General features: G+C 55.0%; 21 protein-coding genes. 11 read left to right on the plus strand and 10 right to left on the minus strand.

From position 1 onward, the window contains the following. Nucleotides 1-168: 168 nt before the first annotated feature. A complete protein-coding gene (gene pcaG, locus FHI25_RS19735; protein ID WP_210520741.1) occupies nucleotides 169-798 on the minus strand; it encodes a protocatechuate 3,4-dioxygenase subunit alpha in 630 nt (209 codons plus the stop codon). 3 nt (nucleotides 799-801) lie between these two features. Continuing rightward, nucleotides 802-1515, minus strand: a complete 714-nt coding sequence (gene pcaH / locus FHI25_RS19740; protein WP_120225792.1) for a protocatechuate 3,4-dioxygenase subunit beta — start codon at nucleotides 1513-1515, stop codon at nucleotides 802-804. 104 nt (nucleotides 1516-1619) lie between these two features. Between pcaH and FHI25_RS19745 the strand changes: the two genes are divergently transcribed. Together FHI25_RS19745 and FHI25_RS19750 are read left to right on the plus strand one after the other, a co-directional pair. Next, the gene (locus FHI25_RS19745; protein ID WP_210520743.1) at nucleotides 1620-2579 is read left to right on the plus strand and encodes a LysR family transcriptional regulator; all 960 of its coding nucleotides are present in this window, start codon (nucleotides 1620-1622) and stop codon (nucleotides 2577-2579) included. Between the two features lie 17 nt (nucleotides 2580-2596). Continuing rightward, a complete protein-coding gene (locus tag FHI25_RS19750) occupies nucleotides 2597-3232 on the plus strand; it encodes a trimeric intracellular cation channel family protein (protein ID WP_063089269.1) in 636 nt (211 codons plus the stop codon). A 25-nt stretch (nucleotides 3233-3257) separates the two neighbouring features. Here FHI25_RS19750 and phnF read toward each other — a convergent pair whose 3' ends face one another. Further along, a complete protein-coding gene (phnF, locus tag FHI25_RS19755; protein ID WP_008889703.1) occupies nucleotides 3258-3971 on the minus strand; it encodes a phosphonate metabolism transcriptional regulator PhnF in 714 nt (237 codons plus the stop codon). A gap of 133 nt (nucleotides 3972-4104) precedes the next feature. On the opposite strand from phnF, the gene phnG reads away from it, so the two are divergent. From phnG to phnN, 8 genes are read left to right on the plus strand one after another with little or no spacing between them, the layout of a single operon-like run. Further along, nucleotides 4105-4605 (plus strand): phosphonate C-P lyase system protein PhnG, encoded by a 501-nt coding sequence (gene phnG / locus FHI25_RS19760; protein ID WP_210520745.1) that lies wholly within the window; start codon nucleotides 4105-4107, stop codon nucleotides 4603-4605. Continuing rightward, nucleotides 4602-5225, plus strand: a complete 624-nt coding sequence (gene phnH / locus FHI25_RS19765; protein WP_210520747.1) for a phosphonate C-P lyase system protein PhnH — start codon at nucleotides 4602-4604, stop codon at nucleotides 5223-5225. The genes phnG and phnH overlap by 4 nt, the downstream gene beginning before the upstream one ends. 2 nt (nucleotides 5226-5227) lie before the next feature. Next, on the plus strand, nucleotides 5228-6361 hold the full coding sequence (locus tag FHI25_RS19770; protein ID WP_210520749.1) for a carbon-phosphorus lyase complex subunit PhnI: 1134 nt from the start codon (nucleotides 5228-5230) through the stop codon (nucleotides 6359-6361). Between the two features lie 4 nt (nucleotides 6362-6365). Next, nucleotides 6366-7292: an alpha-D-ribose 1-methylphosphonate 5-phosphate C-P-lyase PhnJ gene (locus tag FHI25_RS19775; RefSeq protein WP_064781257.1), complete on the plus strand. Its 927-nt coding sequence runs from the start codon at nucleotides 6366-6368 to the stop codon at nucleotides 7290-7292. After that, nucleotides 7292-8074, plus strand: coding sequence for a phosphonate C-P lyase system protein PhnK (phnK, locus tag FHI25_RS19780; protein ID WP_349238038.1), 783 nt, complete (start codon nucleotides 7292-7294; stop codon nucleotides 8072-8074). The genes FHI25_RS19775 and phnK overlap by 1 nt, the downstream gene beginning before the upstream one ends. Before the next feature lie 14 nt (nucleotides 8075-8088). Further along, entirely contained in the window at nucleotides 8089-8793 is a 705-nt protein-coding gene (gene phnL / locus FHI25_RS19785; RefSeq protein WP_210520751.1) for a phosphonate C-P lyase system protein PhnL, read from the plus strand. Continuing rightward, nucleotides 8786-9928 (plus strand): alpha-D-ribose 1-methylphosphonate 5-triphosphate diphosphatase, encoded by a 1143-nt coding sequence (locus FHI25_RS19790; RefSeq protein ID WP_210520753.1) that lies wholly within the window; start codon nucleotides 8786-8788, stop codon nucleotides 9926-9928. The genes phnL and FHI25_RS19790 overlap by 8 nt, the downstream gene beginning before the upstream one ends. Nucleotides 9929-9969: 41 nt before the next feature. Next, nucleotides 9970-10530: a phosphonate metabolism protein/1,5-bisphosphokinase (PRPP-forming) PhnN gene (phnN, locus tag FHI25_RS19795; protein ID WP_210520755.1), complete on the plus strand. Its 561-nt coding sequence runs from the start codon at nucleotides 9970-9972 to the stop codon at nucleotides 10528-10530. Between the two features lie 48 nt (nucleotides 10531-10578). On the opposite strand, the gene FHI25_RS19800 is transcribed toward phnN, so the two are convergent. The 6 genes from FHI25_RS19800 to FHI25_RS19825 form a co-directional block, all read right to left on the minus strand. Beyond that, a complete protein-coding gene (locus tag FHI25_RS19800; protein ID WP_210520757.1) occupies nucleotides 10579-11280 on the minus strand; it encodes a DUF1045 domain-containing protein in 702 nt (233 codons plus the stop codon). Between the two features lie 94 nt (nucleotides 11281-11374). Then, nucleotides 11375-12022 carry a chloramphenicol acetyltransferase gene (locus FHI25_RS19805; RefSeq protein WP_210520759.1) on the minus strand — a complete coding sequence of 216 codons (648 nt, stop codon included), beginning with the start codon at nucleotides 12020-12022 and terminating at the stop codon, nucleotides 11375-11377. 2 nt (nucleotides 12023-12024) lie between these two features. Beyond that, complete coding sequence (phnE, locus tag FHI25_RS19810; RefSeq protein ID WP_008889692.1) at nucleotides 12025-12837, minus strand: phosphonate ABC transporter, permease protein PhnE; 813 nt, start codon at nucleotides 12835-12837, stop codon at nucleotides 12025-12027. 68 nt (nucleotides 12838-12905) lie between these two features. Further along, a complete protein-coding gene (phnD, locus tag FHI25_RS19815; protein ID WP_008889691.1) occupies nucleotides 12906-13922 on the minus strand; it encodes a phosphonate ABC transporter substrate-binding protein in 1017 nt (338 codons plus the stop codon). Between the two features lie 70 nt (nucleotides 13923-13992). Continuing rightward, nucleotides 13993-14838: a phosphonate ABC transporter ATP-binding protein gene (gene phnC / locus FHI25_RS19820; protein ID WP_008889690.1), complete on the minus strand. Its 846-nt coding sequence runs from the start codon at nucleotides 14836-14838 to the stop codon at nucleotides 13993-13995. A 304-nt stretch (nucleotides 14839-15142) separates the two neighbouring features. Beyond that, on the minus strand, nucleotides 15143-16138 hold the full coding sequence (locus FHI25_RS19825; protein ID WP_246879245.1) for an Ldh family oxidoreductase: 996 nt from the start codon (nucleotides 16136-16138) through the stop codon (nucleotides 15143-15145). Nucleotides 16139-16372: 234 nt separating this feature from the next. Between FHI25_RS19825 and FHI25_RS19830 the strand changes: the two genes are divergently transcribed. Beyond that, nucleotides 16373-16831, plus strand: coding sequence for an META domain-containing protein (locus FHI25_RS19830; protein WP_210520763.1), 459 nt, complete (start codon nucleotides 16373-16375; stop codon nucleotides 16829-16831). A gap of 134 nt (nucleotides 16832-16965) precedes the next feature. Here the strand turns inward: FHI25_RS19830 and FHI25_RS19835 are convergent, their stop codons facing one another. Beyond that, nucleotides 16966-18636, minus strand: coding sequence for a BCCT family transporter (locus FHI25_RS19835; protein ID WP_064788661.1), 1671 nt, complete (start codon nucleotides 18634-18636; stop codon nucleotides 16966-16968). Between the last annotated feature and the right edge of the window lie 41 nt (nucleotides 18637-18677).

An 18677-nucleotide genomic window follows, 5' to 3' on the forward strand; every position in this document is an offset into this window, starting at 1 on the left:
GGGGTCTTCTTTTTGTTTTTGAAACCCTCGGCAGCGGTTGTTTTACCACACCGCTTTTATGAACGTGAATATAAGAATCAGCAGGCGGCTTTTTAAGTAGTTGATTGAACAAAAATACGGCAACCGCGAAGGGCGGCCGCCGCATTACCCATACGGTTTTACGCGCTGTTAGATGTCAAAAAACACGGTTTCGCCATCGCCCTGCAAGACGATGTCAAACCGGTAGACCGGGATCGGTCCACTGTCATCACGATCAGCAATCAGGGTCTTGCGACGGGTTTTCTGTTCGATCAGATTCAGAACAGGATCAGCCGCATTCGCATCTTGTTCGTCGGCGAAATACATCCGGGTATTCAGCCCGATATTGATCCCGCGAGCTACGATCCAGAAGTTGATGTGGGGCGCCATATCCATACCATTGCGGCCCGAAACCCGACCTGGCTTGATGGTTTCAAAGCGATAAAGCGCCGTATCGAAATCCGTTCCCGTCCGGCCCCATCCGCGGAAATCCTCATCGATTTTGCCAGAATTCTGACGATCAAGTTCATGGTTGTAACGCCCGTCTGCATTGGCCTGCCAGATTTCAAGCAGCGCATCACGCAGTGGCGTTCCCGTACCATCAATCACCCGACCTTCGATAATGATACGCTCCCCGCGGGTGTTTTCATCGGCCAGAATGTTGGTGAAGTTATTTTCGAAGATATCAAAACCGGCCTGCTTGGGAATAAGTCCGATATGAACATAAGGACCCGCCGTCTGTGAGGCGGTTTCTTTGAGATAATCAAGGCTTTGCACCATGGATCAGTTTCCTTCCAGACGGTTTTCAAACAGGGTTGAACGACGGCCGCGCAGGACGATGTCAAACTTGTAGGCAATGGTGTCAAGCGGCACGGATCCCTTCAGATCAATCGGCGCTATCAGGCGGTTGATCGCATCTTCATCCGGGATGACATGCACAATCGGACATTCCTTGATCAATGGATCGCCTTCGAAATACATCTGGGTGATCAGGCGCTGGGCAAAGCCGGAACCGAATACCGAAAAATGGATATGGGCCGGACGCCAGCTATTGACGTAGTTGCGCCATGGATACGGCCCCGGCTTGATGGTGCGGAAAAAGTAGTAACCGTTTTCATCGGTCAGCGCGCGGCCACAGCCGCCAAAGTTCGGATCGATCGGCGCAAGATAGGTATCTTTCTTGTGGCGATAGCGTCCACCTGCGTTGGCCTGCCAGAATTCGACCAGCGTATTGGGCACCGGACGGTTGTTTTCATCCAGAACCCGCCCATGCACGATGATACGTTCGCCAATTGGATCGCCATCCTTGGCGTAGTTGCGGATCAAATCGTTATCAAGCGGCCCCAGTTCGTTCTGACCGAAAACCGGACCGGTAATTTCCGACAAGGATCCTTGCAGCGACAACAACGACTGGCGCGGGGAACGCGCAACCGATGTCTTGTAGATCGGGGTGTAGCCTGCTGGCTGCAGCGTTCTGTCACGCTGATAGAATTCCATAATTTTTCCTCCGCAGATGATGCTCCGGACTGTTGAATGCCCGCGTTAAACGCATCCTGCGTGGCTAATTGCATAAAATAAATGCATCATTTATCATCTTATTCATGAGCAATTTTGATCATTTGGAACTGGACGGCCATGCGCTGCGTCTGTTTCTGGCCGTTCTTGAAGAAGGGTCGGTCACGGCTGCCGCCGAACGGCTTGGCGTGACACAATCAGCGGTCAGTCACAACTTGACCAAATTGCGCCGGATCATGCGCGATCCGCTTTTTACCAAATCAGGGCGCGGGATCGTAGCGACCGCGCATGCGCAAAATCTGGCCGAACAGGCGCGGTTTCTTCTTGATCAGATGCAGGCCTTTGCCAGTGGTGCGCATTTCGAGCCGGATGGCGCATCCATGAGCCTGACCATTGCCGCCAACGATCTGCAGCGTGATCTTTTGCTGCCAACGTTGTTTCGCAATCTGGAAGGTGCGCTTGCCAATATCCGGATGACGGTGGTTCCGTCCCTTCTGCCCGGACCGGCCTTGTTGCGCGAAAATCATTGCGATCTTCTGATTTCGCCGCGCCCGCCCGAAGGTGTGGATATCGTGCAAAAGCGCCTTCTGACCGATCATTACATGGTGTTTTATGATCCGGACATGCGCGACGCCCCGCAAAGCGATGACGATTATCTATCCGCGCGCCATATCACGGTGCGTTATGGCAATAATCGCACGCTTGAGTTTGACGACATGCTTGAAAATCAAGGTGTTGAGCGCAACATCGTTTTGCGAGTACCGAATTTTACCGCCATTGCCGAATTCCTGCGCGGAAGCAATATGATCGCAACCTTACCAAGCCTTCTCCAAAAACATGCGCTGCGTGATTTTGCCCGTGCGCCGATGCCGCTCGCGGGTCTTAAGAAAGGCACGCTTGATCTTCCTGTTTTCATGTGTTGGCACCAACGCTATCAACATGATCCATCGCATCTCTGGTTACGTGAACAGCTTGAAGATGTTGCTGCAACCCGACTGCGCATGCCGATAGAACATCCCGTTTCGCAACCCACAGATCAGGGGTAGGCCCCGCAAAGGACATCATGACGATTACTGAAATCATCTATTGGCTTGAACTGGCAGGGGTCGCCGTTTTTGCGATTACCGGCGCGCTTGAGGCATCCCGGCGTCAGATGGACATGGTCGGATTTGTCCTGATTGCGACCTTTACCGGCATCGGCGGCGGCACTGTGCGCGATGTCATTACCGGAGCAACGCCGGTTTTCTGGATACGCGACACCACTTGGCTTGTGACCTGCATCGGGGCTGCCGTCATCACATACTTCACCGCCCATCTGGTTGAACGACGCTATGTCGCCTTGCTGTGGCTGGATGCGCTCGGACTGGCGATGTTCGGGGTCACCGGGGCGGCCATCGGCCTTAATCTGGGCGTATCCCCGTTGGTCGCAATCGTTCTGGGCATGATCACGGCCACCTTTGGCGGGATGGTGCGTGATGTCGTCTGTAATGAAATCCCGCTGATCCTGCGCCCGGAGATTTATATCACCTGTGCGCTGGTCGGTGCGGGGATCTATGTGATTGGCACTGCGATCCTTGATTTGCCGCGCGGGCCGATTGCCGTGATTGCGTTCTTTGCCGCATTCCTGATGCGGGCATGTGCGATCAAGTTCAAGCTAAGCTTCCCGGTCTACAGGGCCCGCCCGGGTCGGGAATACTAGGGCAGCACACCCGCTGTCCCATTCCCTACTCGACGATCAACTGAACCCGGTCGCTTGAAAAGGCGGTCACACCATATTCGATTGGCGCACCAGCGGAATCGACATCGACACTTTCCGTCGAAATCACCGGACGGTTGCGCGCCTGTTTAAGCAGGTTGGCAACACGTGATGACGGAAGCGTTGCCGAAATGCGCGTGGTCTTTCGTGTGTAATCATCAATCCCGAAGCGTTTGAAGGCTTCTGTAAGCGATTTGGTTTCGACAAATATCTCGACAATGCCGTCAAAGCGCGCGGCCGGAAGATAACTTGTCGCGACGGCAAGCGGAACACCATCGGCCTCGGATACCGAAAACAACTCAATCACGCGCGTGCCCGGTTTGACATCCAGGAACTGCGCGATGGTCGAATTGGCTTTGAGGACCTCGGACGAGATCAGGCGTTTGTCGGGCAAGCGATGGCGGCCCGATACGATCTGCGAAAACCGGGTCTTGGAACCAAGCGGGTAGTCAAGGATCTGTTCCTGGACGAAGGCGCCGCGCCCCTGTTCGACACGGACAACATTGGAATCGACAAGTGCCGCCATGGCGCGGCGCACCGTATGACGATTCACCCCAAAGCGCCGGACCAATTCCATCTCGGTCGGCATCTTTTCGCCGGGCGTAAAAACGCCGTCAGAGATATCAGCCAGAAGCTGCTTTTCTATTTGCTTCCAAATAGATAGGCCCGGTTCCCAATCCATTGCATTCCCCGTTCACAAAACTTTCACCGCAAGACCTTTGCCTTTGGTGCTGGATCGTCTTATAACGTCAATAGGTATAGACGTCTAGACAAATTTTGAATTTGTCGACATAAGTTGAAAAGGGATCAGTTTGATGACGGCGCACCCCGCCCCGAATGCCCGGACAGATCAAAACCGGAATGCAGACACCCCCAGCGATCCGCATATTGCCGCGCGCCAAAAATGGATGTCGGTTCTGGCCCGCACATCCCGTGCACGCCTTGAAACCGAATGGTCGGAAAATCACAGCAGTGAAAGCTGGACGCACCTGCGCGAACCGCAAATCGGCATGGTGATGGTCCGCGGTCGTGCTGGTGGTGCCGGGCAGCGTTTCAACCTTGGTGAAATGACCGTGACGCGTTGTGCCGTCACGCTCTCAGACGGCACGGTCGGGCATTCCTACGTCAAGGGACGCGATCGTATTCAGGCACAATATGCCGCCCTGTTTGATGCGGTGATGCTTCGCGACGGATCGGCAAGCGATTTCATCGACACCCTGGCCACCGAACAGGCCGCCGCCAAACGCGATCATGCGCGCAAGGTTGCCGCCACCAAAGTTGATTTCTTCACCCTTGTCCGCGGAGAAGACGAATGACGCCCCAACCCCAATCAACCCCCGCCCAGACAAGTGAATTGCTGCCCGGTTTTGACCATGCGGCATTTGATTCAAACGCTGTTTTCCGCGCCCTGCTTGATGCGATGTCACGGCCCGGTCGCATTTATGATTTGCCGGTCAGTGTTTCCGCACCCGATGGCCTGAACAAAGCCACCACCGCAACGCTTCTTGCCATGGCCGATATGGATACGACCATCTGGCTATCGCCAGACTGTGCGACCAAGGCCGCGGGCGATCATTTGAAATTCCATTGCGGCTGCCCACTCAGCACGGATGTCAAACAGGCCGATTTTGCGATTGCGCGCATTTCCGATGATCTGTCCTTTGTCACAGACCTTGCCGTCGGCAATGCGGAATATCCTGATCAATCCGCAACCCTGATCCTGATGGTCGATGAGATTTCAGATCGCCCGTCCATGACCCTGAAGGGCCCGGGCATCAAGGATACGCATAACCTTGCGATCAAGGGCCTGCCTGCAAGCTTCCACGCATGGCGCGCAGAAAACCATCACCTGTTTCCGTGCGGCGTTGATGTGATTTTCGCAAGCGAAAGCCAGATCGCCGCCCTGTCGCGCACCACTCGGATCGAGGTCAATTAATCATGTATGTTGCAGTAAAAGGTGGCGAACGCGCCATCAACAATGCGCACAAGCTTCTGGCCGAGCAGCGCCGGGGCGATACGGACATTGCCGAAATCGAAACTGATCAGATCGAACAGCAACTCTCGCTATCCGTCACCCGTGTCATGGCTGAAGGATCGCTTTACGACCGCGATCTGGCCGCCCTTGCCATCAAGCAGGCCCGTGGTGATTTGATTGAGGCGATCTTTTTGATGCGCGCCTATCGCACGACGCTGCCGCGTTTTGCCTTTTCCAAACCGATCAAAACCGCCGAGATGGATGTTTCACGTCGCATTTCGGCAACCTTCAAAGACCTGCCCGGCGGACAGATCTTGGGCCCGACCTTTGATTACACGCATCGCCTGCTGGATTTCACCCTGATGGCCAACGGCGAAGCACCGACCGAGGCACCAAGTGGTGAAAATCCGATTGATGAGAACATGCCGCGCGTTTTGGATGACATCCTGAACTATGAAGGCCTTATTCAGGATGAACCTGTGCCGGTTGATGACAATGCCCCGGTCGCCGATCTGACGCGTGAGCCGGTCAAATTCCCGGCCGGACGGGATTTGCGTTTGCAGAACCTGTCGCGCGGGGATGAGGGATTTGTCCTCGCACTCGGTTATTCCACCCAGCGCGGCTATGCCAACAGCCATGCCTTTGTCGGCGAGATCCGCTATGGCACCGTTTCGGTCGAAATCGAGCCAGAAGAACTCGGCTTTGCCATCGATATCGGCGATATCGAACTGACCGAGTGCGAGACGGTCAACAAGTTCAAGGGATCAAAAACCAAGCTGCCGCAATTTACCCGTGGCTATGGGCTTGTGTTTGGCCAGAACGAGCGCAAAGCGATTTCGATGGCCCTGGTGGATCGTGCCATGCGCGCCAATGAAATGGGCGAACAGATCATGGGCCCGGCACAGGACAGCGAGTTCGTGATGGAACATAGCGACAATGTCCAGTCCACCGGCTTTGTCGAACATATCAAGCTGCCACACTATGTCGATTTTCAGGGCGAACTTGAACTGGTGCGCCGCATGCGCGCCGAGGTCGAAGAACGTCTGGCGAAAGCCGAAGCTGAAAATGGCAAATCCCAACCCGAGGCCGCGGAGTAATCCCATGGAACAGACTGTCAAAAATCCGGCCGACGGGGCACCGGACTATAATTTTGCCTATCTTGATGAACAGACCAAACGCATGATCCGGCGTGCCCTACTTAAGGCCGTGGCGATCCCGGGCTACCAGGTGCCGTTTGCCGGGCGCGAAATGCCGATGCCGTATGGCTGGGGTACGGGCGGCGTTCAGGTAACAGCCGCCGTAATCGGCCCGAATGATACGCTTAAGGTCATTGACCAGGGGGCGGATGACACCACCAACGCGGTTTCCATCCGTCAGTTCTTTGCCAAGACCGCGCAAGTGGCCACCACGGAAAAAACCGCCGAGGCATCGATCATTCAGACGCGTCACCGCATTCCGGAAAAGGAACTGCGCGAAGATCAGGTGCTGGTCTATCAGGTGCCGATCCCCGAACCGCTTCGCTTCCTTGAACCGCGCGAAACCGAAACGCGCAAAATGCACGCGCTTGAAGAATACGGTCTGATGCATGTGAAGCTTTATGAAGATATCTCACGTCATGGTCATATCGCGACGACCTATGCCTATCCGGTGATGGTCGATGATCGCTATGTGATGGACCCGTCGCCGACGCCAAAGTTCGACAACCCGAAAATGAACAATATGGCGGCCCTTCAGCTTTTCGGGGCTGGTCGCGAAAAGCGCATTTATGCCCTGCCGCCCTACACCAAGGTCAAAAGCCTCGATTTCGAGGATCATCCGTTCGAAGTCCAGACCTGGGAAGACGAATGCGGCATGTGCGGTGCGCGCGACAGTTATCTTGATGAGGTTATCCTCGATGATCAGGGGAACCGGATGTTTGTCTGCTCAGACACCGATTACTGCGCGGAACGACAGGAAGCCGGCCATCGCGGCCCGCAACATCATGACCAACCCCTAGGTAGCGCAGATCGCGGAAAGGCAGCAGAATAATGACCCAGATGAACGAACCGCTTCTGCGCGTTGACAACCTGACCATGATGTATGGCGACCGCGTTGGCTGCAAAGATGTCAGCTTTGAACTCCGCCCCGGTGAAGTTCTTGGCATCGTTGGCGAGTCCGGATCTGGCAAGTCCACTTTGCTGCGCAGCATTTCCGCCCAGCAGGAACCGACCAGGGGGACGGTTGAATATCAGACCCGCATTGATGGCGTGCGCGATGTGTATCAAATGTCCGAAGCCCAGCGTCGCCTTTTGATGCGCACCGATTGGGCCTTTGTGAATCAGAACCCGCGTGATGGTCTGCGCATGAATGTCAGTGCCGGGGCCAACATTGGCGAACGACTGATGGCGATTGGTGACCGTCATTACGGCAACATCCGCAGCAATGCGGACAGCTGGCTTGGCAAGGTTGAAATCGCGTCAGAACGCCTTGATGACCTGCCATCGACCTTTTCGGGCGGCATGCAGCAACGTTTGCAGATTGCCCGCAACCTCGTAACCAGCCCGCGCCTCGTCTTTATGGACGAACCCACGGGTGGGCTTGATGTCTCTGTTCAGGCCAGATTGCTCGATCTGCTGCGCGGGCTGGTTCACGACCTTAATCTTGCGGTGATCATCGTCACCCACGATTTGGCAGTGGCACGACTTCTTTCGCACCGGCTGATGGTGATGCAACAGGGCAAGGTCATTGAACATGGCCTGACCGATCAGGTCCTTGACGACCCGCAGCATCCCTATACGCAGCTGCTTGTTTCTTCCATTCTGCAAAACTGACCGGGGCGAAGAAAATGTCTGAAATGCTTCATGCTCAAAACGTTGCCAAAAGCTTTACCCTGCACACACAGGGCAGCGTGACCATCCCGGTTTTCGAAGGTGTTGAATTCATGCTTTCGGCGAGCGAATGCATCGCGCTGACCGGTGAATCCGGTTCGGGGAAAAGTACCTTTATGCGCATGCTTTATGCCAATTACACATGCTCTCACGGCTCCATCAAGGTGTTCCACGATGGCGACTGGCTGGATATCACCACCGCCAGCCCGCATTCGATACTGGAAATCCGCAAGCGCACGCTGGGATATGTTTCGCAGTTCCTGCGCGTGATCCCGCGTGTGCCGACCCTTGATATCGTTGCCGAACCGCTGGTGGCCCTTGGCACGGATCGCAAGACCGCCACTGACAAGGCACGTGATCTTTTGACCCGCCTTCGCATCCCGGAACGTTTGTGGCAGCTTTCGCCGCTGACCTTTTCAGGTGGGGAACAGCAACGGGTGAATATTGCGCGTGGCTTTATTGCCGATTATCCGATCATGCTACTCGATGAACCGACCGCATCGCTTGACGCCCAAAATCGCGCCACAGTTCTGGCGCTGATTGAAGAAGCCAAAAGCCGTGGGGCCGCGATTGCCGGTATTTTCCATGACCACGAAACCCGTGACGCCGTCTGCACCGGGTCGTTTGATGTGACTTCGTTTAAAGTTGGGGCCAATGACTGAACAGATTTTTACCAATGCCAAACTCGTTCTGGCCAACGAAGTCATTGATGGCGCCGTGCAGGTCAAGGACGGAAAGATCAGCGATATTTCTGATCGACCGTCCAACATCCCGGGCGCAGAGGACATGGGTGGCGATTATCTGATGCCGGGCCTGGTCGAGTTGCATACCGACAATCTCGACAAACATCTGACGCCGCGCCCCAAGACCCGCTGGCCGGCGACAGCCGCCGTTGTCGCGCATGACAACCAAGTTGCGAGTGCCGGGATCACCACCGTGTTTGATGCAGTATCCATCGGTGACGTCAATGAAGGCTCAGAACGCATTGTCAGACTGATTGAATCGGTCCATGCCCTTGAACACGCGCTGGAAAATGAATTGCTGCGTGCGGATCATAAACTGCATCTGCGCTGCGAAACATCATTCCCCGGCATGGTCGAGGCCCTTGGTCAATTGATCGACCTGCCACTGGTCAGCATGCTTTCGGTGATGGATCACACACCGGGCCAGCGCCAGTTCGTCAGCCTTGATGCCTATTACACCTACTATCAGGGCAAATATGGCCTGAACGACGAGGAAATGCGCAAATTCATCGCCACCCGCCGTCGCGATGCAGAGCTTTATTCCGAAAAGCATCGCCGTCATGTGGTAGAGCAGGCCCATGCCAAGGGCCTGGCCCTTGCCAGCCATGATGACGCCACAGCCGAACACGTCGCCGAGGCGGTTGCAGACAAAATGACCGTGGCTGAATTCCCAACCACCCTTGAGGCTGCCAAGGCATCGCATGAAGGTGGGCTTGGTGTCATGATGGGGGGCCCGAACCTTGTGCGCGGCGGATCGCATAGCGGCAATGTTGCGGCAGGCGAGCTGGCAAAACATGGCTATCTCGACATCATATCAAGCGACTATGTTCCGCACAGTCTTTTGCACGGCGCGATGAAGCTGTTCGACGAGTTCGAAGGTTACGATCTGCCACGCGCCATTCGCACCGTGTCGCTTAATCCGGCGACCCAGGTCGGGCTTGATGATCGGGGCGAGATCGCGGTTGGCAAACGCGGTGATCTGATCCGTGTACATCATTCCCCGCACCATCCGATTGTACGCGGTGTCTGGCGCGAAGGTGTGCGGGTGTCATGACCGGCGCGCCTGCACATAATTGCAGATCAGGATATGGACTTTTGGTCCTTGTCGTCGGCCCAAGTGGTGTTGGCAAGGACACTCTTCTTGATGCAGCACGCGAAAGACTGGCTGATGACAAGCAGTTCTGCTTTCCACGGCGCTGCATCACCCGCCCGGCCGGATCGGTTGGGGAAACACACATCCCCGTCCGGCCCGAAGATTTCGGGCAAATGGCACGTCAGGGGGCGTTCCTGCTGAGCTGGATGGCCCATGATCTGGGCTACGGCATCCCACGCCATGTTCTTGGCGAGGTCGAGGCGGGCAAAACCGTCATCGTCAATGTATCGCGCAGCGTAATTTCAGATGCCTGTGCCCTTGTTGGGCAAAACAACGTCCGGGTGATCAGCATCCGTGCCAGCAGCGAGGCATTGCGTAAACGGCTTGAGGCCCGCGGGCGCGAAGATGCCCTTGATATCGAACGGCGGCTTGCGCGCGCATCCGCCTATCAGGTTGAGGGCGATCATGTTGTTCATGTTGATAATGATGCCGATCTTGAAACCGGCATCGCGCGTTTCATCCACGCAATTGAAATGCCCCAGCCAATTGCAAACCGCGCCTGAGGCAGTTTGAATCACCCAAAAATGCTGCACCTTAAAAGCGCAGCATTTTTAGCCCGCCAGCGGAAAACGTTTCACCAGTTTGAACGGCTTCTGATCCCCCGGGTCACCAAACAGGCAGACTTCGCGAACGGTAAATGGTTCCTGACACAGCGGCGCGACCAAGCCTGACAGGGCAGTATTGAAGGGGTCGATCTGGTCGTCTGACAGCTTGTTGGTCAATGTCAGATGGAAGCGGAATTCTTCCATAACATAGGGATAGCCCCAGCGCACAAGATAGGCTTCCTGCCGATCCGTCAGACCGCTAGCACGGCGTTTGTTCATTGCCGCTTCGTCTTCGGGCTGGCGAAAGTCATCGAGTTCGCGCACCAGTGTTGCCGCAAGGTCGGCCAGACCCCCGACAGGTTCGGTCGGAACAAGGGCCAGAAAATGACCAATCGCCTTTAAGACCAGATGCCCGCACGTTACCTGTGCAGTCGTTTTGCAAAGGCGCGAAACGGCTGCTTCCAGATCGCCACGATCCATGCCGTTTGGCAGTGCGAATGGCGGCTTCAGGGTACCATGAAAGCCGTATCGGCTCGGCGACGTGGTTGCCGCCACGATCTCGGCCTCTGTCAGGCCCGCAAAAATTGGACGGACCAACTGGTTTCCGGTTTCCGGATCACGCCCCAGCCAAGCATTGCCAAACTGCCCCAACGCGCTTTGCGGTTCTGGCGCATAATAAAGCGCGTAACGTTGATACTGGTCGGTCATGAGTGAACTCTGGAAACGGTGACGCGGCAAGAAATGCCGAAGTTCAGTAGCTTAACCTTCGGCGTCCATCATAACACTGAGAAATATTGATCGGTTAAACCGTATCGTATTTCAGGCAAAAGTCACGCACCGGAAGCGTTCGGAAATCCTGCAATCTTTCGCGCAGCACTTCATGCGACCAATCCCACCAGCGAATGCGCAACAGGGCATTGACGATGTCTGCCTCAAACCGAGGGCGGAGGGGGACTGCCGGAATACCTGTCACAATCGTGTAGGGCGCGACATCCTTGGTAACCACCGCACCAGATCCGACGACCGAACCAATGCCGATGGTGACACCACCCTGCACAATCGCGCCATGCCCGATCCAGACATCATGTTCCAAACGCACACGTTTTTCACGACGCCAGTCAAAGAACGCCGGGTCGTCTTCGCCCAGTTTATAGGCGCTGGAACGATACTGGAAATGGTGCATCGACGCCCGATCCATCGGATGCTGTCCCGGGTTGATGCGGGTATGGGCAGCGATATTCACGAACTTGCCGATGTCGGAATAGATGATCTCGCTGTCATTCACGACATAGGAATAGTCATCCATTTTCGTTTCGCGCATCGAGGTACGTGCACCAACTTCGGTCCAGATCCCCATTTCGCAATCAACGACAATCGCTGTTTGGTCAATCGTGGGCTGTTCCGACAATGCCTTCATTGCCGGTTTGGCCTGCGTAATCTTAAACGCCATGATCAGGTCACCAGTTTACGCAGACGCTGGGACACCATATCGAGCAGGCTGACCGAGATAATGATGATGATCATGACTGCCGCTGTTTCCGCGTAATAGAAGCCACGGATATATTCCCAAAGCACCATGCCAATGCCGCCAGCCCCGACAATGCCCAGCACAGTGGCAGAGCGCACGTTGCTCTCGAAACGATAGAGCGAATAGGAAATCCACAACGGCAAAACCTGCGGGATCACGCCAAAGATGACTTCCTGAAGCGCATTGGCGCCCGTTGCACGAATGCCTTCGACCGGTTCGGGATCAATCGCCTCGACCGCCTCGGAAAACAGTTTGGCAAGCACACCCGTGGTGTGAATCCAAAGGGCCAGGACACCGGCAAACGGGCCAAGGCCGACCGCAACAACGAACAACATGGCAAAGACCATTTCGTTGATCGCGCGGAAGGAATCCATCAGGCGACGGACCGGCTGATAGACCCAGACAGGGACGATATTTTCAGAAGAAAGAATACCAAACGGGATCGAACAAACGATGGAAAGCGCTGTGCCCCAGATCGCAATCTGGATGGTGATCCACATTTCTGCGACATACATCTTCCACATCAGGAAGTCGGGCGGGAAGAAGCCCTCGGCAAAGTCGACCATGTTGCCGCTGTTTTCAAACAGCGCCATCGGGCGCATATCTGCCCCCTCCCACGACATGGCCAGAAGTCCAAGGATGATCGCCCAAAGCAGGAAGCTTGATGCCGACCGTTTAAGGTCACGCGGCGGAAGCTCCGTTGCGACAGATGATGTCGAAGAAATGCTGCTGTTCATCGTTCAAATCCCGGAATTAAAAGCAAACAGGGAGCGCACTTTTAATGCACTCCCTGTCGAAAAGTCGGTTACTGGTAGGCAACCAGGATGTCGAGTTCAGCAAGTTTCTTGTCGATCTCGGCAACGCGTTCTGCTTTTTCTTCAGCAGAAAGTTCTTCGGTGTTCTGGATTTTCAGCTTGTCCTTGAACAGGGCCAGCTGACGGATCGGGTAAAGCTGCGCGTTCGAGCTTTCCATGAAAAGGCCCATGCCATCGGAGTTGTTGGCAAGAACTTCTTTCGCGCTTTCAACATCGCCGAAACGACCGTAACCAAGGAAGAATGCCTTGATTTCGGATTTGAGTTCGCGCGACAGGTCTTTACGGTAAACCATCGGGTCAGACGGGATCAGCGGCGAGGTCCAGATGACTTTAACCTTGTCGGTGATTTCCGGCTTGTTCATTTTGGTACGGCCAAGCTGCTCGGAGTTGTTGGCAGCAACATCAACCTGCTTGTTGGCAGTCGCCATCAGGTTGGTTTCGTGGTTGGCGTTACGAACAGTCTTGAAGCATTCCTTCGGGTCAACGCCGTTTTTAGCGAAGACATAATAGGACGGAACCAGGAAGCCCGAGGTCGAGTTCGGATCACCGATACCGAAGTTCAGCGAACCATCACATTTCAGCATGTCTTCAAGGGTTTTGACCTTGTCGTTGTCAGCCTGCGTGATGATGTGGGAGTAGTAACCGTTCGAACCATCGGATTTGGAGGTCTGAACGAAGACTTCGCCACCGGCGCGGTCAACGGCTTCCATTGCCGACTTGTTACCGAACCAGCCAACATGAACCTTGCCAAAGCGCATGCCTTCGATGATGCCGGCATAATCCGGTGCAAAGAATGCCTCGACGTCTTTGCCAAGAGCTTCTTCCATGTCATCGATCAGCGGCTGCCACTGAGCTTTGAGGTTGGAAGTAGATTCGGTCGAAATGATACCGAAAACGATGGTTTCCGGATCCTGTTCGAGCGGCTTGAATTCAACATCGGCCTTGGCAACAACGGATGCCAGCATCGTGGCCGCAAATGCTGCGGATGCGATTGTCTTAACGTTCATAAGAAGTCCCCTGTCAGAATAGATTTCGACATGTTTCGAGAAGGTAAGGCAGTCATGACAACTGGCCCGGCTAGCTTGTTGCGACAGCCAGGTCCTTTTCTGCGATGGGCCGTGTAACTGGCTCTGCGGCCTTTGCCGCACCATCGGCAAAAAGTTCGGAAGAATGTTCGCCGTAAAGTTCCTGAAGGAATTGCGGCGTCAGTTCGCTTGACGGTCCGTCAAAAACGACTTCACCATCGCGCATGGCGATGGTGCGTTTGCAGTAGTCTTTTGCGTAATCAACCTGATGAAGCGATACGATGACGGTGACGTTGTCTTCGCGGTTCACACGATCAAGCGTGTTCATCACCTTGCGGGACGAAGCCGGGTCAAGCGATGCAATCGGCTCGTCGGCAAGAATAAGGCGGGCACCCTGTGTGATAGTGCGGGCAATTGCCGCGCGCTGTTGCTGACCACCCGAAAGGTTACGCGCCTTTTTCGACGCATGGGCATCAATGCCAACACGATGAAGCGCACTCATAGCGCGCATCTTTTCGGTTTTGGTAAACAGACCAAGCGAGCCGCGCCATGCCGGAACACGGCCCAAAAGCCCCATCAGGACATTGGTCAGAACCGAAAGGCGGCTAACCAGATTGAACTGCTGGAAAACAACACCAATCTCGGAGCGCACCTTGCGGGCACCGCGCGAAATCTTGCCGTTTTCCTGAATGGTTTCGCCAAACACGACGATCTTGCCGCCATCGCGATCACCGCGCAGCAAACCGGCAATATGACGGATCAGTGTGGATTTACCCGAACCCGATGCGCCAATCAGCGCCACCATCTCGCCTTCCCGCACCTGCAGTTTGACGCCGCTAAGCGCACGCTTGTCACGGGTAAAGCTTTTGTTCAGTCCAGAGATATCTACAACCAGCATCAAAAGAGTCGCCTGAATGTGTTTCGCTGGATGAAGAAGCTACGCACAAACCGCGACTCTACGGTGACAGTGATATTACAGTTCGATGATTACGCAGAGCATATCGCCCCGACAACAATTAAACTTGTCTATACATCAAGAATTCATCGAAGTATTTACCAGTAATTTCGACATTATTTCTGTAATATTTTCAAAATTCTCAACAAGAATTTGTCTGATGAATATCCAATTTTAAATCTACAGAACAGTCAAACATTCTGCATCAACCCTTTTGACACCGACACAGACACATCGACCACGAACTTTATTTAATTTGACTGATGGTCTCCATGACGTCGTCTTCGATCTCAAGGCCCTGCGCTTCGGCAAGTGCGCGCGCCTGCTTGCCGCGACGCCCTGGCAAACGCACGCCTTCTTCTGCCGCAATCTCGTTGGCAATATAGGCAAGGTGCTCCATTACACCGACACCGCCGGTTGCCTTGGGATCAATGGCTATGATCAGTTGTCCAAGCGCAGGCGGCGCACCTTTGTCATCAAAAAGGGACGAAGACTGGTGGCCGAACTGTGCACCGGTAAGACCAGCCGCAAGAAGTTCCACCATCATGGCAAGTGCCGCCCCCTTGACCCCACCTGCCGGGATCATCGTGCCATCAATGGCTTTCACGGCATCGGTGGTCGGATTGCCATCCACATCAAGCGCCCAGTCATCGGGAATGGCGACACCCTTTTGCTTGGCGGCCATGATCTTGCCGCGCGCGACCTTTGAAAGTGCAAGGTCGATGATGATCGGATCACCGGCATCCCCGACCGGTACACCAAAGGCAATCGGGTTTGTGCCAAACATCGGGCGCCGCCCACCCCATGCCGCCATGGCCGCCGGGGCATTGGCAAACATCATCGCCGCCAATCCCTTTTCTGCCAGACGTTCTACCGTAAGACCCATAACCCCCGCATGATGCGATCTGTGGATTGCGGCAATCGCAATACCCTGGGTGCGGGCCATATCGGGCAAGTGATCCATCATCAGATCCAGTGCCGGATAGGCAAATCCATGCTGCGCATCAATGCGCAAAACGCCAGGTGTCGGCTTTTCAAAGATCGGGCTGATCATGCCATCAACCTTGCCGACCTTTGCCTGCGCGCTATAGGCCGGCACGCGGCGAAAACCGTGTCCCCCTTGCCCGGATGCCTCGGCCGTGACAAGTGCCGTTGCGACCGAGGCCGCATTGTCTGCCCGCACATTGCAACGCATCAAAGTTTCGCACACAAGTGCGTGGGCATCTTTCACGGAAATCTTCATCGTCAGGTAACCTTGATTTTCAAAGTGGGGCTTTGGAACCGGGAAACGAGCGCAAGGATCGTGCGCCTGCAGGATCCGTAACATAGCCACAAGCCATCCCTGCGCGCAAAGCCGTTTTGGGTGCGACCAGAAGCGCCTTTGGCGCAAACGACATTGAAAAATATGATACCATCACCAGAATTTGCGAATAACAGGATCGCGCGGAGGCCGCGCAAGCATTACAGGAATTCAGATATGCGTCAGGTTAAACACAGGATCGGCTTGCCTTTGGCATTGGTGGCGTTGGCATCACTTGCGGCCTGCGGCACCGCATCCACAGGCAACATGACACCGGACTGGGCAAGTGTAACCGATCACGAATGGCAACTGGTGCAGGTCATTGATGGCAACAGCACCCTGTCGCCAACCCCGCCTGTCATGGCGACCGCCACATTTTCCAGCGATGGCATGGTGTCGGGCAATGCGGGCTGCAATCAGTATTCAGGTAGTTACGAACAAGCGGGATCGTCACTGGGTGTCGCGCAGCTCGCCATGACACGAAAGATGTGCATCGCCGACAACGCTATGCAGATCGAAAATGCCTTTAGCGGCGCATTCGTCTTGGTGAGTAGCTGGGACGTTGTTGATGGGCGTCTTGTTCTCAAGGACAATGACGGCAACATGGTTATCGAGCTGACACCGGCCGCGCAGTAAGCACATCGGCATTGCTCACATACCACCAGACGCACCATGCTTGCGCGAAATGAAAAAGGGGCACCAGTTGGTGCCCCTTTTCTTTGACCAGGTATCATAACCGCCAAGCGGCGAGATACGCATATGTCGATATTCTAGTCCTTGCTGACCGTCGCTTCGGAATTTGCACCGACGGCCTTGGGTTCGGTTCGCAGACCCTGGATGATCGAATAGCAGGCCATCAGAAGGACAATCGCAAACGGGAAGCCGGTCGAAACCGCCATCGCCTGCAATGATCCAAGGCCACCGCCCAGCAACAATGCAATCGCAACCAGACCTTCGAAGGTGCACCAGAAGACGCGCTGCGGGACCGGAGCATCGACCTTGCCGCCTGCGGTGATGGTATCAATCACAAGCGAGCCAGAGTCAGACGAGGTCACGAAGAACACGATCACCAGAACAATCCCGATGAAGGAGGTGATGGCTTGCAGCGGAAGCTGATCGAGCATGGTGAACAGTTTGATCGGCAGACCTGCTTCGGCAATGGCGGTAACGCCTTCGGTCACCATATGCACCGCGGTGCCGCCAAAGGCCGTCATCCACAGAACACACACCAGCGACGGAATAATCAGAACGCAGGTGATGAATTCACGCACGGTACGACCACGCGAAACACGCGCAATGAACATGCCGACAAACGGTGACCAGGAAATCCACCAAGCCCAATAGAAGGACGTCCAGCCCTGGCTGAAGTTGGCGTCTTCACGACCGACCGGGTTTGAAAGTGCCGGAAGATATTGCGCATACGACAGCAGGCTCGAGAAGAAACCGGTGATGATTTCCATCGTCGGACCAACCAGAACCACAAACAGCAACAGAAGTGCTGCGAGGATCATGTTGATTTCCGACAGACGCTTCACCCCGGCATCAAGCCCCGCCAGCACCGAAATAAGTGCAACACCGGTAATCCCGATAATCAGGAAAACCTTCGATGTATCGGAAACCGAAATGCCAAACAGGTAATCAAGCCCGGCATTGGCCTGTTCCGCACCGAAACCAAGCGACGTTGCAAGACCAAACAGCGTCGCAAATACGGCCAGGATATCAATAAGGTGACCGGTCCAACCCCAAACACGCTCGCCGAAGATCGGATAGAAGATCGAACGAATGGTCAGCGGCAGGCCCTTGTTAAACGAAAACAGTGCCAGTGCCAGTGCGACAGTGGCATAGATCGCCCACGGGTGAAGACCCCAGTGGAAAATGGTTGCAGCCATGCCAAGATCAAATGCAGCATCGGCATCACCGGCGGCCGCACCAAGCGGCGCCCAATCGGTACGAAGACCATCTTCACCGACAGCAATTCCACCCATCGAGGATGTGAAGTGCGAAATCGGTTCTGACACACCATAGAACATAAGACCGATGCCCATGCCTGCAGCAAACAGCATGGCAAACCAGCCGGCATAGGAATAATCCGGTGTTGCATCCGCACCACCAAGGCGCACACGGCCAAGCGGCGAGACAATCAGAAACAGACACAACACAACAAATACGTTGGCAGCAGACAGGAAGAACCAGTCAAGCGACGATGTCAGCCAACCACGCAGGTCGTTGAACATCGGCCCGACACTTTCCTGAAAGGCCAGGGTGAGAAAGACGAATGCAACAATCGCAAGACCCGAAATCAGAAAGACCGGGTTATGGACATCCAGTCCAAATGGCCCGATCTCTGCTTGGATATTGTCTTGCCCGATTTCATATTCTGTATCAATCGGGTTCGCTGCACCGTCCGGGCTTTCAATGCCCGTGTCAGCTTCAGACCCCATTTGAAACTCCCTAGGTTAAATGATTATACAGCTACCCCTAG

Source organism: Thalassospira sp. ER-Se-21-Dark (assembly GCF_017922435.1).
In the GTDB taxonomy this organism is placed as follows: Bacteria; Pseudomonadota; Alphaproteobacteria; order Rhodospirillales; family Thalassospiraceae; genus Thalassospira.

Bases quoted from the DNA above. Each gene is read 5' to 3' on its own strand.
- pcaG (WP_210520741.1), bottom strand. From the start codon at position 798: ATGGTGCAAAGCCTTGATTATCTCAAAGAAACCGCCTCACAGACGGCG.
- pcaH (WP_120225792.1), bottom strand. From the start codon at position 1,515: ATGGAATTCTATCAGCGTGACAGAACGCTGCAGCCAGCAGGCTACACC.
- FHI25_RS19745 (WP_210520743.1), top strand. From the start codon at position 1,620: ATGAGCAATTTTGATCATTTGGAACTGGACGGCCATGCGCTGCGTCTG.
- FHI25_RS19750 (WP_063089269.1), top strand. From the start codon at position 2,597: ATGACGATTACTGAAATCATCTATTGGCTTGAACTGGCAGGGGTCGCC.
- phnF (WP_008889703.1), bottom strand. From the start codon at position 3,971: ATGGATTGGGAACCGGGCCTATCTATTTGGAAGCAAATAGAAAAGCAG.
- phnG (WP_210520745.1), top strand. From the start codon at position 4,105: ATGACGGCGCACCCCGCCCCGAATGCCCGGACAGATCAAAACCGGAAT.
- phnH (WP_210520747.1), top strand. From the start codon at position 4,602: ATGACGCCCCAACCCCAATCAACCCCCGCCCAGACAAGTGAATTGCTG.
- FHI25_RS19770 (WP_210520749.1), top strand. From the start codon at position 5,228: ATGTATGTTGCAGTAAAAGGTGGCGAACGCGCCATCAACAATGCGCAC.
- FHI25_RS19775 (WP_064781257.1), top strand. From the start codon at position 6,366: ATGGAACAGACTGTCAAAAATCCGGCCGACGGGGCACCGGACTATAAT.
- phnK (WP_349238038.1), top strand. From the start codon at position 7,292: ATGACCCAGATGAACGAACCGCTTCTGCGCGTTGACAACCTGACCATG.
- phnL (WP_210520751.1), top strand. From the start codon at position 8,089: ATGTCTGAAATGCTTCATGCTCAAAACGTTGCCAAAAGCTTTACCCTG.
- FHI25_RS19790 (WP_210520753.1), top strand. From the start codon at position 8,786: ATGACTGAACAGATTTTTACCAATGCCAAACTCGTTCTGGCCAACGAA.
- FHI25_RS19800 (WP_210520757.1), bottom strand. From the start codon at position 11,280: ATGACCGACCAGTATCAACGTTACGCGCTTTATTATGCGCCAGAACCG.
- FHI25_RS19805 (WP_210520759.1), bottom strand. From the start codon at position 12,022: ATGGCGTTTAAGATTACGCAGGCCAAACCGGCAATGAAGGCATTGTCG.
- phnE (WP_008889692.1), bottom strand. From the start codon at position 12,837: ATGAACAGCAGCATTTCTTCGACATCATCTGTCGCAACGGAGCTTCCG.
- phnD (WP_008889691.1), bottom strand. From the start codon at position 13,922: ATGAACGTTAAGACAATCGCATCCGCAGCATTTGCGGCCACGATGCTG.
- phnC (WP_008889690.1), bottom strand. From the start codon at position 14,838: ATGCTGGTTGTAGATATCTCTGGACTGAACAAAAGCTTTACCCGTGAC.
- FHI25_RS19825 (WP_246879245.1), bottom strand. From the start codon at position 16,138: ATGAAGATTTCCGTGAAAGATGCCCACGCACTTGTGTGCGAAACTTTG.
- FHI25_RS19830 (WP_210520763.1), top strand. From the start codon at position 16,373: ATGCGTCAGGTTAAACACAGGATCGGCTTGCCTTTGGCATTGGTGGCG.
- FHI25_RS19835 (WP_064788661.1), bottom strand. From the start codon at position 18,636: ATGGGGTCTGAAGCTGACACGGGCATTGAAAGCCCGGACGGTGCAGCG.